This window comes from Pantoea sp. BAV 3049 (genome assembly GCF_009765445.1).
In the GTDB taxonomy this organism is placed as follows: Bacteria; Pseudomonadota; Gammaproteobacteria; order Enterobacterales; family Enterobacteriaceae; genus Erwinia.
The window spans coordinates 3,707,057-3,720,138 of record NZ_WHOY01000031.1; the positions used below are offsets into that span (position 1 = coordinate 3,707,057).

At 51.5% G+C, this 13,082-nt stretch carries 16 protein-coding genes; 12 read left to right on the forward strand and 4 right to left on the reverse strand.

Features of this window, described 5'->3' with window-relative positions; all coding sequences use genetic code 11:
• Window positions 1-29: 29 nt before the first annotated feature.
• Together GSQ70_RS18395 and GSQ70_RS18400 are read left to right on the forward strand one after the other, a co-directional pair.
• On the forward strand, window positions 30-1,010 hold the full coding sequence (locus tag GSQ70_RS18395) for a hypothetical protein (protein ID WP_158783882.1): 981 nt from the start codon (window positions 30-32) through the stop codon (window positions 1,008-1,010).
• Window positions 1,011-1,158: 148 nt separating this feature from the next.
• A complete protein-coding gene (locus tag GSQ70_RS18400; RefSeq protein WP_158783883.1) occupies window positions 1,159-2,523 on the forward strand; it encodes a hypothetical protein in 1,365 nt (454 codons plus the stop codon).
• A gap of 137 nt (window positions 2,524-2,660) precedes the next feature.
• Here the strand turns inward: GSQ70_RS18400 and GSQ70_RS18405 are convergent, their stop codons facing one another.
• From GSQ70_RS18405 to GSQ70_RS26095, 3 genes are read right to left on the reverse strand one after another with little or no spacing between them, the layout of a single operon-like run.
• Window positions 2,661-3,260: a hypothetical protein gene (locus GSQ70_RS18405; RefSeq protein WP_158783884.1), complete on the reverse strand. Its 600-nt coding sequence runs from the start codon at window positions 3,258-3,260 to the stop codon at window positions 2,661-2,663.
• A gap of 45 nt (window positions 3,261-3,305) precedes the next feature.
• Window positions 3,306-3,641 (reverse strand): hypothetical protein, encoded by a 336-nt coding sequence (locus tag GSQ70_RS26090; RefSeq protein ID WP_233268358.1) that lies wholly within the window; start codon window positions 3,639-3,641, stop codon window positions 3,306-3,308.
• Window positions 3,642-3,653: 12 nt separating this feature from the next.
• A complete protein-coding gene (locus GSQ70_RS26095; protein WP_233268360.1) occupies window positions 3,654-4,043 on the reverse strand; it encodes a DUF2913 family protein in 390 nt (129 codons plus the stop codon).
• 1,022 nt (window positions 4,044-5,065) lie between these two features.
• Between GSQ70_RS26095 and GSQ70_RS18415 the strand changes: the two genes are divergently transcribed.
• On the forward strand, window positions 5,066-5,965 hold the full coding sequence (locus GSQ70_RS18415) for an integrase domain-containing protein (RefSeq protein ID WP_158783885.1): 900 nt from the start codon (window positions 5,066-5,068) through the stop codon (window positions 5,963-5,965).
• Between the two features lie 66 nt (window positions 5,966-6,031).
• Here GSQ70_RS18415 and GSQ70_RS18420 read toward each other — a convergent pair whose 3' ends face one another.
• Window positions 6,032-6,649: a recombinase family protein gene (locus tag GSQ70_RS18420; protein WP_158785370.1), complete on the reverse strand. Its 618-nt coding sequence runs from the start codon at window positions 6,647-6,649 to the stop codon at window positions 6,032-6,034.
• 463 nt (window positions 6,650-7,112) lie between these two features.
• On the opposite strand from GSQ70_RS18420, the gene GSQ70_RS18425 reads away from it, so the two are divergent.
• The 9 genes from GSQ70_RS18425 to GSQ70_RS18465 all read left to right on the forward strand — a co-directional run bounded on the left by GSQ70_RS18425 (window position 7,113) and on the right by GSQ70_RS18465 (window position 13,036).
• Window positions 7,113-7,481, forward strand: a complete 369-nt coding sequence (locus GSQ70_RS18425; RefSeq protein ID WP_158783886.1) for a hypothetical protein — start codon at window positions 7,113-7,115, stop codon at window positions 7,479-7,481.
• A complete protein-coding gene (locus GSQ70_RS18430) occupies window positions 7,474-7,848 on the forward strand; it encodes a hypothetical protein (RefSeq protein ID WP_158783887.1) in 375 nt (124 codons plus the stop codon). Before GSQ70_RS18425 ends, GSQ70_RS18430 begins: the two co-directional genes overlap by 8 nt.
• Window positions 7,849-7,944: 96 nt before the next feature.
• Complete coding sequence (locus GSQ70_RS18435) at window positions 7,945-8,310, forward strand: hypothetical protein (protein ID WP_158783888.1); 366 nt, start codon at window positions 7,945-7,947, stop codon at window positions 8,308-8,310.
• An 85-nt stretch (window positions 8,311-8,395) separates the two neighbouring features.
• A complete protein-coding gene (locus GSQ70_RS18440) occupies window positions 8,396-9,043 on the forward strand; it encodes a hypothetical protein (RefSeq protein WP_158783889.1) in 648 nt (215 codons plus the stop codon).
• A 75-nt stretch (window positions 9,044-9,118) separates the two neighbouring features.
• Window positions 9,119-9,592: a DUF3085 domain-containing protein gene (locus tag GSQ70_RS18445; protein WP_233268362.1), complete on the forward strand. Its 474-nt coding sequence runs from the start codon at window positions 9,119-9,121 to the stop codon at window positions 9,590-9,592.
• Between the two features lie 196 nt (window positions 9,593-9,788).
• Window positions 9,789-10,136 carry a hypothetical protein gene (locus GSQ70_RS18450; RefSeq protein WP_158783890.1) on the forward strand — a complete coding sequence of 116 codons (348 nt, stop codon included), beginning with the start codon at window positions 9,789-9,791 and terminating at the stop codon, window positions 10,134-10,136.
• An 81-nt stretch (window positions 10,137-10,217) separates the two neighbouring features.
• Entirely contained in the window at window positions 10,218-11,204 is a 987-nt protein-coding gene (locus tag GSQ70_RS18455; protein ID WP_158783891.1) for an ArdC family protein, read from the forward strand.
• A gap of 105 nt (window positions 11,205-11,309) precedes the next feature.
• Window positions 11,310-12,242 carry a DUF1281 domain-containing protein gene (locus GSQ70_RS18460; RefSeq protein WP_158783892.1) on the forward strand — a complete coding sequence of 311 codons (933 nt, stop codon included), beginning with the start codon at window positions 11,310-11,312 and terminating at the stop codon, window positions 12,240-12,242.
• A 110-nt stretch (window positions 12,243-12,352) separates the two neighbouring features.
• Window positions 12,353-13,036: an N-6 DNA methylase gene (locus GSQ70_RS18465; protein ID WP_158783893.1), complete on the forward strand. Its 684-nt coding sequence runs from the start codon at window positions 12,353-12,355 to the stop codon at window positions 13,034-13,036.
• Window positions 13,037-13,082: the final 46 nt, after the last annotated feature.

Below are 13,082 nucleotides of genomic sequence, written 5' to 3' on the forward strand. Positions count from 1 at the left end.
ACTGCGGTCTGTTGCATGGGAGTGACATCGTGTCTGAAAAATCTATCTGGTTTACTGAATTCAGCGAAGTTTGTGCGCGGCGCCATTTTGATACTGAGGCGGAAATCAGTCCCGATAACTTTGAACGCCTGGTGGGCGCCTACAGCTTCAGACAGGAAGTGATTTGCCAGGTCAGAACGCCTGCGGGCGTCTGTCATCAGAAGCATAAAAAAGGCTGTATCGGCGTGATGAAGGATGGTCGGGAGGCGCTTATCGGCAATATGTGCGCCGGCAAGTATTTTAAATCCGACATGAAATTTGCGCTTGAGCGCAAGCGAATTAATACCGAGATTGAAAGGGAACGCATTGTAACGCGGTATCAGGCGCTGATGGCGCAAAAAGACGCCCTGCAGGCACAGCTCTCCTCGCTGAACTGGGAAGCCCTGCAACTCAATGCGCTGATGAGCGACTGGTATAAGAGCTTTCAGCCCGGCATCCTGCGCTTTATTTATAACGCGCAGAAAACGGCAAACTGGAACGTTGTGGTTGAAACGGAGCATATCAGCACTGAAACGGTGATGGTTGACGGGCAGGAAGAGACGAGGGAAACCTCAGAATGGTTCCCTGATATGCCAGGCCGACTTGCCGCTATTCCGGAAGAGGGGCATACACAGGCCCTGGTTCGCGACATAAAATGGGCACAGGACATACTGACAGAAGTTATCGCCTGCGATCCCGATCGGGTTTCATTTTTGCATCTGAAACGCTGGGTTTCTGTACTTGACGGGATTGATGACGTCAGGGGAAGGCTGGATAACGCGAAGAAAGCCTGCGAAAAATTCAAAAAAAGGGAAAACCTTGAACTGCTGTTTTTTGTTCAGGGCAGGGAAGACGATCGGTCAAAGGTCTTGCGGCAAATACTGCGGATACGCGGTAACCAGGATTCGGTTGCGGATACCCGGCGCGAGGAGAAGAGAATAACCGCACTGTACAGCAAGCGTTTTGGTGGTCGACGCTGGCGTCTGGTGTGATGTGCGGGTTGTGTTTTAACGTTAAGAACAGATGCTGAAGGGGAGGATGAGGGTGGCTGTTTACGGCCTCAGCAGAGACAGCAACACACTGTCGTATCAGCCTCCCTCACATTGACATGCCAGATTCATTCAACGCAGGAGAGCAGTAATGCCATTGTATCAACGGGTCCACTATTTTACCGTTCAGAAATGTAAACGCGTATTCCGGCACCCGGAGTTCGGCATTGTGCGGTTTGACGATATGATCGCAAACGCAGATGAGTATGGCTTCAGGGCGGCGTATGTCGCCGGAATTTCAGTGGAAAATTTACCGCTTCATTATCGACAGTTCTTCTTTTCTGAAGCGCCGTTTTCAGCAACTAGGTTTCTTTGTGATTTCTGGTCCCGCAGTTACTCAAACCAACATGTACAGGAAATAACCGGGAAACCGGATGTGCTGATTATTGACCGGCGGCTTGAGGCGTGCCTGGATGTTGTATTCTTCGACTGGCTTGATAAGGAAGGCATTGCATATCAGTATCCAGCCCGGGGGGATAAAAAATTCTCCTCAACGGTGAGGCATCATCAGCGTTATCCGCATATTTTTGCTCATGGGGAAGACGTGCCGGAACCGGTGGATGGCGTGAGGGAGCCCTGGCCGCTTTCGCTGGACAGGCTGAATGCCAGGGATGAAAAACGGACTTACCTGAGCGACAGGTTGTCACCGGCCATTCGGGAGGTTGTCGCGAGGCTGTATCCGGCAGGATATCAACCTGAACGACCGCTAAACCCGCCACTTCCTGATGATTTTCAGGTGAACGAAGCCAGCCTCAGCGTCGCATCCTCTAATGACGTGATACTGAACTCTGCCGGCTGGCGCCCCGCCAGGCAAACGGCTTATGGTTTTGAATACGGGTATGCAGCTAATAACATTGAAGTCCGGGATGACGATGAGCCGGCCTCAGGCCCCTGGCAGAAGGAGATACTGATTGCATTACGCTGCCTCGAGTCTCAGTTTGATCGACTGGCCCGGGCGCTGTCCCATCATTTTGACGGTGATCATTATTCTGCGATCTTAAGTCAGATCAAAAAGAATAAATACAGGTCGCTGTTACCCCTTAGCGGTGCGGAGCAGGATGTACTCTACGGACTGGTGGGGCTGAATACGGACGATCCTACAGGAAATACGGTCTATGACCTGTCGAAAACCGGTGTGGCTGATACGGTTTCGTTATGGGAGCATATCACCAACGGTGGTGATCAATGCCAGTCCTTTGAAATAAGACCGCAGACGGGAATTGATGATCCGGCGTACCGGTTATTTGCGGTTATCGGGCATTGTGCCTGGTATTACCTGATCGCTTATCGAAGCAGCCGTTCCTGCCATGCGCTGGATAGTGGGCGTTGTATTAACTATAAGCCGGGCCACTCCCTGAATGTTCGCAGTACGGATTACCGGAAGTTGCTGAATGCGGCGCTAAAGGGCGAATCGGAGAGGGTAGGGGCGATAGTAAATGATTACCTTGAATACTGACCTTCTTCGTGATTTAAATTGGTTTAGTCTGGATAATAACTGGGGAATGGGATGAAATTTACAGGGAATAAACCTGAACATTTTATTGGTAGGGTGATTCTGGTCTTGTGAAGATTTTATTTTTGAAACTCTCTGGTTTACATATCATATCGCTTGATTAAACCATCCTTTATCGTTCCTTTCGGGAGTTTATGTATGGAGGCGATTATTGATGTTAATGTGATGGACATATGAGTGTTTTTGTTTATGTTATCAATTTTAGTTGTGATGTTATTAATATCACCATTTGTGCTTTTACAGATGGCTTTTAGCCAGAAATCCACTAAATAGCCATGCCATGAGTCATCATCACCTGCCGGGATAATTTCCTCATAAAGACGATGCCAGTCAGAAATGAAAAATAAAATGAGTTCTTCAGACTGATGTGGTAAGACGGGAATGACATTTTTCAGTGGGACCAGAATAGCATAGTATAAATCATTCAGCCATGAAGATATTCTGGCTTCGTCCCAAAAATCCAGTTGCTCACGGGTTCTCTCTTCGTATTCTTCTTTTACCCTGGACAAGATGTCGGGTGGTGTTGTCAGCCATTTATTTTTCAGAATACTGTTTGCTCTGGGGTTATTGCAAGCAAGCTCATAAATGAGATTGAGCAGTTCCACCCGGGTAAACTGATTAAGCCTTTCCTGTTGTTCTGCGCTGAACTGGCATTCGCCACATTCACATTGCCATTCCATTCTTCTCTCCACCCTCCACAATATCTGTTTCCCGGAAAAGTCATATTATATCGTTATCACTTCGCCTGACTTCCCGCCATTAATCTCGTTTGTGCCGGTATTTTTTCCGACAGCGTTCTTCCCCCTGTCGGTTGCTTCCGCAGCACCACAATCCTCTTTATTGAGCACGCCGGGTTGCAGCGTGACCATTCCCCATTCAGCCTGCGGGTCGGTGACTGTTGCACTTAATTCGCGGGCCATCAATATCTCAACAATCGTCTCTGTATCACCTGTGACCAGAAAATGCACCGGAGCCAGTAATGTACCGTCTTCACTGAAGCTACTGGCCAGATCTGATTTTTTAATCAGCAGGGCAGGAGCGGTACGGTATTCCGCCAGCAACTGTTCGCAGTTTCAGTCAGCGTCATCAACAACGGCGTTTACCCAGCCCTGCGAGCGAATATGTTCTACTGCATGTGTGAGCCGAAACAGGTCGGACTGGTGTAACAGCGGTCCGGCACAGGAGCTCCAGAGATAATTCAGGCGTTTTCGCAACTGTGCCGCCGGCCCTTTTTGACGGCCCAGTGTGAGCAGGCTCTCAATGTCCTGCGCGACGGTGCGGGGAAAGCGTTTTTGTTTCTGTGCACCGGCAAGCCAGCGCAGTAAAAAGGCATGTGTGGCCAGCGGGGAAGAGGCCTGGCCGTCCTGCTGCATGATATGCAGTGCTATCAGTGCGCACCAGGCAAAATGGGCAAGGTCAGCGACGACGCGTTCTGGAGATGTTGTGGTTTGTGAATTCTTCATGGGGGCACAAAGTATAACGAAGTTGACGCCATGGTTGCAGCATTTCGGCCGGATGTCCACCGTAGTTTCGGCACTGGAAAAGGCGAAGGTATTGACGTTGATCTATCCGATCGCATAGTCTGATTGAGTCGTACTGTCGTCCCCGGACGACCATCCAATGTCTCAGCACTCTGTGAGAGGCGCCTTCGGGTGAGTGCCATCCAATGTTTCATGTGACCTGAGAGAAACGCCTTCGGGTGGTCACAATATCCTCGTAGCCTTGAAGAGGATGCCCATGTGGCGGTACCTCCGTTTAACCTTTGAGAACGGAGATCACGACAGTGATGAAGGTTTATTAACGACTCAACCGCGCCAGTTCTGGTACGGTTCCTTTCACCAATAACGTATGTATTACGTCTTTCAGCTATAAAGCTCGCAGGGCGAGGTTTTACGCTTCAACAATTTGATTCTTTTATCTTTTTGACGAGTTGCTGACGATGCGACTTTTGAACGCACGTATAAGGCCATTGGGTATATTTGGCCGCTTACGTGAGTCTCATTAGGAGCAGAGGAGCGCGCGTCACTTGTGAAGTGGCGAAGACACTACCAAGTGACGCGCGTAGCGCATAACGTCTCAAACCACGCACGACGTGGCTTTCAACGTTTTACTACCATCTGACCAACATGTAGTCCGTGTCAGTACGGTTTTAAACACTCATTCACTTCAACGTAATTACGACGGGAAACCCGTTTTGAACGTTCAACTATCAGTAAGGAGGAAATCGACCCGGTATCGATGGCGACACTACGAACAGTAGTGTTGGAGGCAGCTTGACGTAAGTCAGCTCTGCATAAGCAGCAAACAGATCAGAGATCTGGGGTGCCTCGCAAGAACTCAACAATTCGCCGCCCCGATGCACAGATACCAGTCGAGACGCAGGAAGCGCAAAAGCAACCGTGTCGTCGGGGAATGAATTACTGGGGTACAGATCCGTCTGCTTATTTACAAGCAGAGGGACGTGTATCCCTGTGGAGATATAGGAATGTCCAGATTCAGTAAACAGCTGTGCAAACAACTTGTCACACTTGCTCGTCAGGGACGGGGAAGTTATAAAACTGTGGCTGACCGCTCAAGAATTGCAGAACGTTTTTCTGAACGTCTGTCTGAACTGAATATTCAGATTAGGGACGTAAAACATATCAAAACTTCCCATATTGAAAAGTATATTGAGAGCAGGAAGGCAGACAGTTTGTCTCTCAGGACGTTACAGAATGAGATGTCTGCTATCCGCTCTGTTTTATTATCAGCAGGAAGAAATAAATTGGCCGATCCCAATCATACCAGCCTGAGTAATCAGGCCCTGGGAATTTCTGGGGCTAACCGGGATGGCACTAAACTCCCTATTACAGATGAAAAACTAAATGCGGTTGTGAATTTTGCGCTTAAAAAAGATGAAGGTGTTGCGCTCGCGGTACAACTTTCAAGATACCTTGGGTTGAGAACAGAAGAAACCGTGCAGTCCGCAAAGTCTTTAAAAACATGGAAACAGTCATTGATTAACAATAATGAGCGTGTCCGTGTTGTTTTCGGGACTAAAGGCGGGCGGCCGAGAGAGACAACAGTTTTCAATCGTGAAAAAGTTTTATCAATTCTTGATAAGGCAATTAATTATGTCAGTGAGCATAACGGAAAACTGATTGATAAACCCTCTTTGCATACTGCTATTGATCGCTACCGTAATATTGTAAGAGAGGCAGGGATGAATGGTAAAAATGCCCCGCATAGTTTGCGTTACGCTTATTCACGTGATGCAGTAAATCATCATATTAAAAATGGAATGAGCCGCGACGAAGCTGAAGCATTAGTATCGATGGATTTGGGGCATGGAGATGGTCGTGGCCGTTATATTAAACAAGTTTATTTTCGCGGGGAAACAGAATAAGTTGTACCCACTGAATTTTCAGGACGTAGCGCCACAGCTCATTCAGGGCTGTGGCTTTTCTAAATTTCAATCCGTATATTTACATGCTCGAATAACTGTCATGCGTGAAACGCCGGCGAGCCTTGCCGTTTCATTTATTGATTTTCCGTTTTTCTTGCGGAGCGTTCTAATTAACTCATGTTTTTCCTTGTCTGCTAGCCTCCCGCTGTATTTTCCTTTTTCCCTGGCGGTTGTAATTCCCTCCATCTGCCTTCTGCGACGATCTTCATAATCTTTACGGGCGATGGCAGCTAACATGTCCAGCATCATATTATTCACTGCCCGGAGCATACTATGAGTAAAGTCATAAGCTGATGGTGTGGACAGAGCAATGTGACTTGTAGGCAAATCAAGGCTTATTATTGAAAGCGATTTCTCATTAATCATCTTTTTTAAAGATTCCCAGCCATTATCATCCAGGCGTGAAAGCCGATCTACTTGTTCTATAAGTATCGCATCCCCTGGCTCTGTATCCTGAAGCAGTCTCATCAGTTCCGGTCGGTGCAATGCTGCGCCTGAAGCATTTTCAACATACCAGCCAGCAATGCGATGCTTGTGTTGTTGAGCAAAGTCCTTGAGCCTCGATTTTGCACGCAGTGCATCCTGTTCCTGGGTTGAAGCACGAAGATATCCAAATATAAACAAAGTTCCTCCGGCAGTAACATTAAAATAGTCACATTCCAATCAGTATCATTTAAATGGTAACTTATTTATATTCTATCAATAAATTGGATAGTATTTAATAGGTATACCCATTTGATACCCAGGTTGACATAATTACTATTTGCTCTGAAAATAGACAGGCTTACTTGTTGCTACATGCAACCAGCTAATGCTCCGGCAGTCTGAGAGGAGCGCCTTCGGGTGACTGCCAGCCAACGTTTTACCGGTCTGAGAGAAACACCTTCGGGTGACCGGAAAATCCTCGCAGCCTGAGAGAGGATACCTTCGGGTGGTAAATCCGTTTAACCTCTGGAAACGGATATCACTGAATAGTGATTGAGGTCATTTCAACTTATCAGACAGTCAGAATGTTGTTTTTTCTGACTCCCCGACGGGAAACACTTCCCGGTCAGGCAGGTGTTTCCTTTTTTTATGGAGAAACACAATGTCTGTCATCTCTTCTGCGGTTTTCCCTGAACATCTCCTTACTCAGCTTCAGCAGTCTGCTGACGCAGCGGTCCGGAGACTGAAATCTTTCATTTATCTGCATCGCAACAGCAGCTGGTATGTCAACGGTTCGGGCAATTATGCCGTCCGTGCGCATATCACCTCTGTCAAAGACCCGGGCATTAATGTCTTTCTTACCGTTCGTACAGGTTGCCACCGCGCCGAGTATGTTTTTCACCGCCTGCCGGTTTCCTTTCCTGAGGAAATAACAGGTCGTCGAAACGCATACCGCCATGCCTGCCGTCAGGCACAGCATCTGGCACACCTGCGCTACCGTTTTCTTTCGGGAGGGCATTCTCATGGCTGAAGCACCGCACGAAGTCACTTTCCGTATTCTGTCGATGTCTGAGGCGCGACGGGATGTATGTCCCGCTCAGTATGGCCCCGTAAGTGGCGTTTTCATCCGGGGCGAAATCCTCAGAGATAACGTCTCCTGTGGCGAACAGGTTTTTGTCGCACCGCTCGGTGATTGTGATCCGGCTGACCCCGAACTCTGTGTATGGTGTCAGTATTACAGATATTCTCCCCGGGTGGAGGCTGGCGACATACTGGATGGCGTGGCCGTTTCGGGCATAAATTCCGTAGATCCACTGTCGGTAGCTGCGTTGAAAAGCCTGCGCTTTAATCCTGAATATGTGTATCAGGAGCAATCTGATTCATATGCACTGAACTGATCGGCTGATGAACGCCGGTCAGAAAATGTTGTGGACCCTGACGGGGATATCTCTCCGTCGGAGGGGATATCCCGTTATTTACCTGAGGATATACCCATGCACACAGACGTTCATACGCTTAAAACTCCACTGGACACGCTCAGCTGGCTTTGCCTGCTTGAGAGTGAACTTCTGAGCATCAGGGCATTCCAGCGTCTCGATCTTCATACGGACCGGGATGAACCGAATGAACTGACGTTTCTGGAAGATGCCATCATTGGCACCGGCACAGCTTATGGCTGGTTTGTCTTTTTACTCGGGGAAGGCGATATTCCGCCTTTGCCTGATACGTCTAAAAATCTGCTCTTCACGCTGGACGAGCTGGGAAAAGAAATTAACCGGCCCTTCTGGGAGAAGGCCGTGGATGAAGGTATCCAGGATGCCCGGTGTGATCGGGCTATAGCGGCTCTCGAACGGATGTAACCAGCAGACAGAACACACCCTGACGGGGATTTACTCCCGTCTGGGGGATAAATCCCCCTTTTTTTAATTGCGGAGGATTTTATCAATGAGAAACCTGTCTTCTTCCCCGGCCTTCAGGCCGGTTATTTACACCATTGAGCACGTCAGCACGGTTCCGTTGCATCAATGGCATGCTTTCGTTCTGGCTGTCACAGAAACTTTCTGGCAGCTGCCGGTGCGTCTGCGTCCGGGGAATACGTATCTTCCGTCGCTTAATCGCGCGGCTGACCTGTTTCCGGTTGCTGATGTCATGGCGTTTTGTGGCGATACAGGCGAGAACGCCTGGCTGACCAATATGACTATAGGACGGCAACGTAATTGCAATACGCTGAGTATCCAGGAGCTGGATTTTCAACATCAGCCCTGCGATTTTTTTGCACGTATTGTGATGGTCCTGCTGCATAACCTGTGTCCGGACAGCTTCCGGATACATTCTTCAGACGAGGGGCGCAGCTGGGCGTTACCGTTACGCTGGATTGAACAGCATCTCGGCCTCTCTGAGCAACTGAAGCTGACCCCGCCTCAGCCGGTACTGAAAACGCCGGTGAGCGATGGCGCGTTTGATTCCCTGCTGCTGCAACTGCTCTCCGGTGGTGAGCGTGTGCTGAGCAACGATGACTGGAATGCGTTTACGAAGGCTGAATTTCAGCTGTATGAACTGAAACGGGTCGCGGAAAAAACTGACGCGCTGTAAACAGTACTGACTTTAACCCCGTCGGGAGAGATCACTCCGGACGGGGCGGCTCTCCCGTTTTTACAGGAGAGCCCCATGCTTTTTTTCGACAACAAAGACCTGACGAACGTCCTGCTGACCGCCCGCATGCAGGGAGGTCAGCTTCACCTGGCAAAGGATGAGGGTGTTTATCTTATGCTGGCCACCGGTGCCTGGCAGGGCAACGATCCGGTGCCGCGTATTGCGTATGCCGCAGGGTGTCACCCTCAGAAAAATGAGGACTGGTACGACACGGCACGCCTGCTTGCCGGCGGCGATGATTTCATTGAATCACTGTCGATAAGCGACGCGGTAGCCACCTCTGTACTGTCCGGCAGGACGGACCTGAGGATCCTGATTACCGACACACAGATACAGGTGCTCACCGCAGCGACTGATCGGGTGAAAGTCGCGGAGTACCGCCAGAAGGCCGATCAGCTTTTGGCGAGTGCGGTCTGTCACTTCAGTGCCTGTGTCGGGCCTGATGAACTCTGCCGCTGGCGTGAAAATGCCGTGCGTCTGCTGACCTAGGTGGCCTTCATCAGCTGTAAGCGGGCGAAGGCTGAAGATCATCAAACCTTTCTGAACGCCTGTGGCAGGCTTCAGGCCAGGTTATCGCAGGTGAGCCCGCAGGGGGCGCTGAGAATAACCGGACGTTAACTCACCCCGGCAGGGACTTTTCCTGCCGGAAAGGTTCCTGCCTCTTTCTGAACCGAAGGAGGGCCGTATGGGACTGGATATTTTTCTCTACAGTCAGCACCGGCAGATCGTCGCAGTACCGGCACCGTATCATCCGGTGTGTGAACTGAGCCGCGATTTTTCACTGGTTACCTGGGTGGATAAGCACGTCGGTGAGGTGGAAAACTCGACCTGTCTGGAACTGTCACGCGAGCATATTCAGCAACTGAAAGAGAGGCTGGACTGTGCGATTGCGACATTTACAGAGGGTAATGAGGATAATCCGCTTCTTCAGCGCCGGCTGCAGTATGTTTTCACCCTGCGTGACAGGCTTGAAAGCCTGCTCAGTGATTTTGACTTTGAACATGAATACCTGTGGTTTTATGCCGCATGGTAACTGACTTCTGAATTTCCCGTCGACGGGCGTATCTCTGCGCCCGCCGGCGCAGGGGTATGCCTCTGATTAAAGGTATATCTCATGAAAAAAACGACTTCACACAAGGCGGCCCGCCGCCCGGCAAAACAGACTGACCTTTATCGTCAGATCACTGACCGCATTGTTGTCGCGCTGGAAAACGGCGTCGCGCCCTGGCGTAAGCCGTGGCGCGCGGCTGCCGGCAGCGGTCTGGCCGGTCTGCCCCTGAATGCCACAACCGGACGTCACTACAGCGGCGTGAATGTCCTGCTTCTCTGGATGTCAGCGGAAGAGCAGGGTTTTCGCAATAACCGCTGGATGACTTACCGGCAGGCGCAGCAGGCTGGCGGGCAGGTGCGAAAAGGTGAGAAAGCCACCCTGGCGGTGGTTTATAAGGACTGGACGAAGCAGGCGGAGGATCGCGAAGGCAACCGCCTTTATGACAGTGACGGTAAACCGCTGATGGAAACCGTGCCGATGCTTAAACCCCTGCAGCTGTTCAACGCTGAGCAGTGTGAGGGGTTGCCGGCAGAGGTTGCGGCTTCTCCTGAACAGCCCCCGACTGTGGATGAGGACGGCATACTCTGTCCGGACGTGATGAACAGGGTGATCCGGATGTTTAACGCCACAGGGGTTAAACACCGGATGCTGCCTCAGAACCGGGCTTATTATCGCCCGCTGACGGATGAAATTGTGATGCCGATGGCTGAGCAGTTTTTTACGGAAGCGGACTGCTGGTCCACGCTGTTGCATGAGCTGGTACACAGTACCGGTCATGCGAAGCGACTTAACCGGGAGGGGATAACCTCCTCATCCCGGCAGTTCGGGGACCCGGTGTATGCCTTTGAGGAGCTCATCGCCGAAATGGGCAGCGCGTTTTTGTGTGCCCAGCTCGGCGTGATCGGTGAGGTTCAGCACGACAGCTATGTGGACCACTGGCTGAAGGTGCTGAAATCTGACAAAAAGGCCCTGTTCCGCGCCTGTCGGCATGCCCGGGAAGCGTCGGAATATCTGCTGGCACTGCCTGAAAGTCAGGCTGTGGCGGCGTAATTAACTTATCCGGTGGCGGTTATTCCGTAACTGTCGCCGTCCCGTGAGGACACCGCTCCTCACGGGGCTGTGTCCTCTTTTTTTTATGAAAGAGGAGTATTCACTATGTCCGAATGGTGTCATAACCGCCTGGAAATCACCGGTAAGTCTGTCTGCATCGATGTCATGCTGCAGTGGATAAACGGAACTGACGTCCCGCGTCACCGCCACGCCGTGCAGCAGAGCATTCAGCTGTTTCTGGCTGGCGCGGCGGGGATACTCAAGCCGGTGCGGACCACGTCGTATCCGCCCTGTCAGGGGCTGGTCCGTGCAGGAACAGGGCTTTCCACTGCGGCCAATCAGGCGTTTGAAAGCTGGCTGGCGCTCCTGCTGAAGGATGCCATCCTCGATGCGGAAACCATCAGAGCCGTGGACCGGCTTTATCACCAGTCAGGTCTGGGCGCGCTGAAATGGGAGAATATTCCCGGCCCGGCACGTGAGGTTATGGCGGAGCTGATTGCCAGACAGTATACCGACTGGTTTGGTCTGGTCAGCGCCGGCGATGAGTCTGATGCCACAACTGTCTGGGAGCGGCTCAGCCAGTATCCTGAACGTTCCCAGCCCTGCGACATGCTGGCCGTCATACCTACGCGGCTGGCAGCAGAGCTGAACGGTGCCGGTGGGCTGATGTCCGGTGTGTCGACCACAACAAGCCTTTACTGCCGGCAGTACGGCATGGAGTGGCCGGCCGGGCACAATGTCAACTGGCAGCGCCATACGCCAAACAGTCTTACGCTGCAGATGGATACGCCCTGGTTCCCGCCTTCAGGTGAGGTTGTCGGGGAAATTTCTGCGGTGTTTGACTGCGAGGTGCGTCACAGCTACAGCGAGCCCGTGAGCGGGCTCAGCGGTTACGACTGCTATGACGGCGGCGAACATGTCGACGGACATAAAGGTGCGGCCGGCGCGTCTCAGCCCGGTCAGGTGCTTTATCTCGTCAGCGATGAGCCAGCGTCACCGGCTCAGGACGCTGCATCATATCGTGAGGTCCGGGGGTAAAAGCCTGTTCCTCCGTTAACCCGGCCACGGCAATGCCGTGGCTTTTTACCCTCAGGGGGGACACGTCCCCTGGTCAGGGTGCGTGTTTCCTTTTTTTATGGAGAAGACGCATGCCTGGCATGATTAACCACGAAAAAGCCTTTGTTAAATTGCTCAGTCAGACGGCCCGGTATCATCACCGGTTTAAAGTGTTCGAAGACTTCATCAGCTGCAGCGTCATCGCGCTGGAAAACCGGCTTTGCTTCAGTGAGGCGCGGGAGCAGAAGTATTTGCGTATAGTTCGTGGATACGAGAAGGAGGACGTCACGCGCATGGCGCAGCTGCTTGCCCACGTTGTTAACGGGCTGGGTGAAGCGCCGGGAGACTTCCTTGGCCGGGTCTTCATGCAACTGGAACTGGGTGACAAATACCGTGGGCAGTTTTTCACGCCCTGGGACGTGGCCAGAATGATGGCTGCCATGCAGCTGGGCGACACGGGAGCGTTGTTCCGTGACAGACCCTTCATCACCCTGAGTGAACCGGCGTGCGGTGCCGGCTGCATGGTGCTGGCATTTGCTGATGTTCTGCAAAAGGCGGGGTGGCCACCGCACCGGTATCTGTGGGTATCCGCGACAGATATCGATCCGCTTGCGGCCGGTATGGCTTACATACAGTTATCCCTGAGTGGGATCGCCGGAGAAGTAGTGGTAGGTAACACCCTGGCGAATGAGCGACGCCGGATACTCTACACGCCCGGGCACTATCTCGGCGGCTGGCCTGTTCGTCTGGATCCACGGCATTTTCAGGCAGCATAATCACATCCACACGCTCCCGACCGGGAGCGTTTTTTATTTCTGAAGC

Bases quoted from the DNA above. Each gene is read 5' to 3' on its own strand.
- GSQ70_RS18400 (WP_158783883.1), top strand. From the start codon at position 1,159: ATGCCATTGTATCAACGGGTCCACTATTTTACCGTTCAGAAATGTAAA.
- GSQ70_RS18405 (WP_158783884.1), bottom strand. From the start codon at position 3,260: ATGGAATGGCAATGTGAATGTGGCGAATGCCAGTTCAGCGCAGAACAA.
- GSQ70_RS26095 (WP_233268360.1), bottom strand. From the start codon at position 4,043: ATGAAGAATTCACAAACCACAACATCTCCAGAACGCGTCGTCGCTGAC.
- GSQ70_RS18415 (WP_158783885.1), top strand. From the start codon at position 5,066: ATGTCCAGATTCAGTAAACAGCTGTGCAAACAACTTGTCACACTTGCT.
- GSQ70_RS18425 (WP_158783886.1), top strand. From the start codon at position 7,113: ATGTCTGTCATCTCTTCTGCGGTTTTCCCTGAACATCTCCTTACTCAG.
- GSQ70_RS18430 (WP_158783887.1), top strand. From the start codon at position 7,474: ATGGCTGAAGCACCGCACGAAGTCACTTTCCGTATTCTGTCGATGTCT.
- GSQ70_RS18435 (WP_158783888.1), top strand. From the start codon at position 7,945: ATGCACACAGACGTTCATACGCTTAAAACTCCACTGGACACGCTCAGC.
- GSQ70_RS18440 (WP_158783889.1), top strand. From the start codon at position 8,396: ATGAGAAACCTGTCTTCTTCCCCGGCCTTCAGGCCGGTTATTTACACC.
- GSQ70_RS18445 (WP_233268362.1), top strand. From the start codon at position 9,119: ATGCTTTTTTTCGACAACAAAGACCTGACGAACGTCCTGCTGACCGCC.
- GSQ70_RS18450 (WP_158783890.1), top strand. From the start codon at position 9,789: ATGGGACTGGATATTTTTCTCTACAGTCAGCACCGGCAGATCGTCGCA.
- GSQ70_RS18455 (WP_158783891.1), top strand. From the start codon at position 10,218: ATGAAAAAAACGACTTCACACAAGGCGGCCCGCCGCCCGGCAAAACAG.
- GSQ70_RS18460 (WP_158783892.1), top strand. From the start codon at position 11,310: ATGTCCGAATGGTGTCATAACCGCCTGGAAATCACCGGTAAGTCTGTC.
- GSQ70_RS18465 (WP_158783893.1), top strand. From the start codon at position 12,353: ATGCCTGGCATGATTAACCACGAAAAAGCCTTTGTTAAATTGCTCAGT.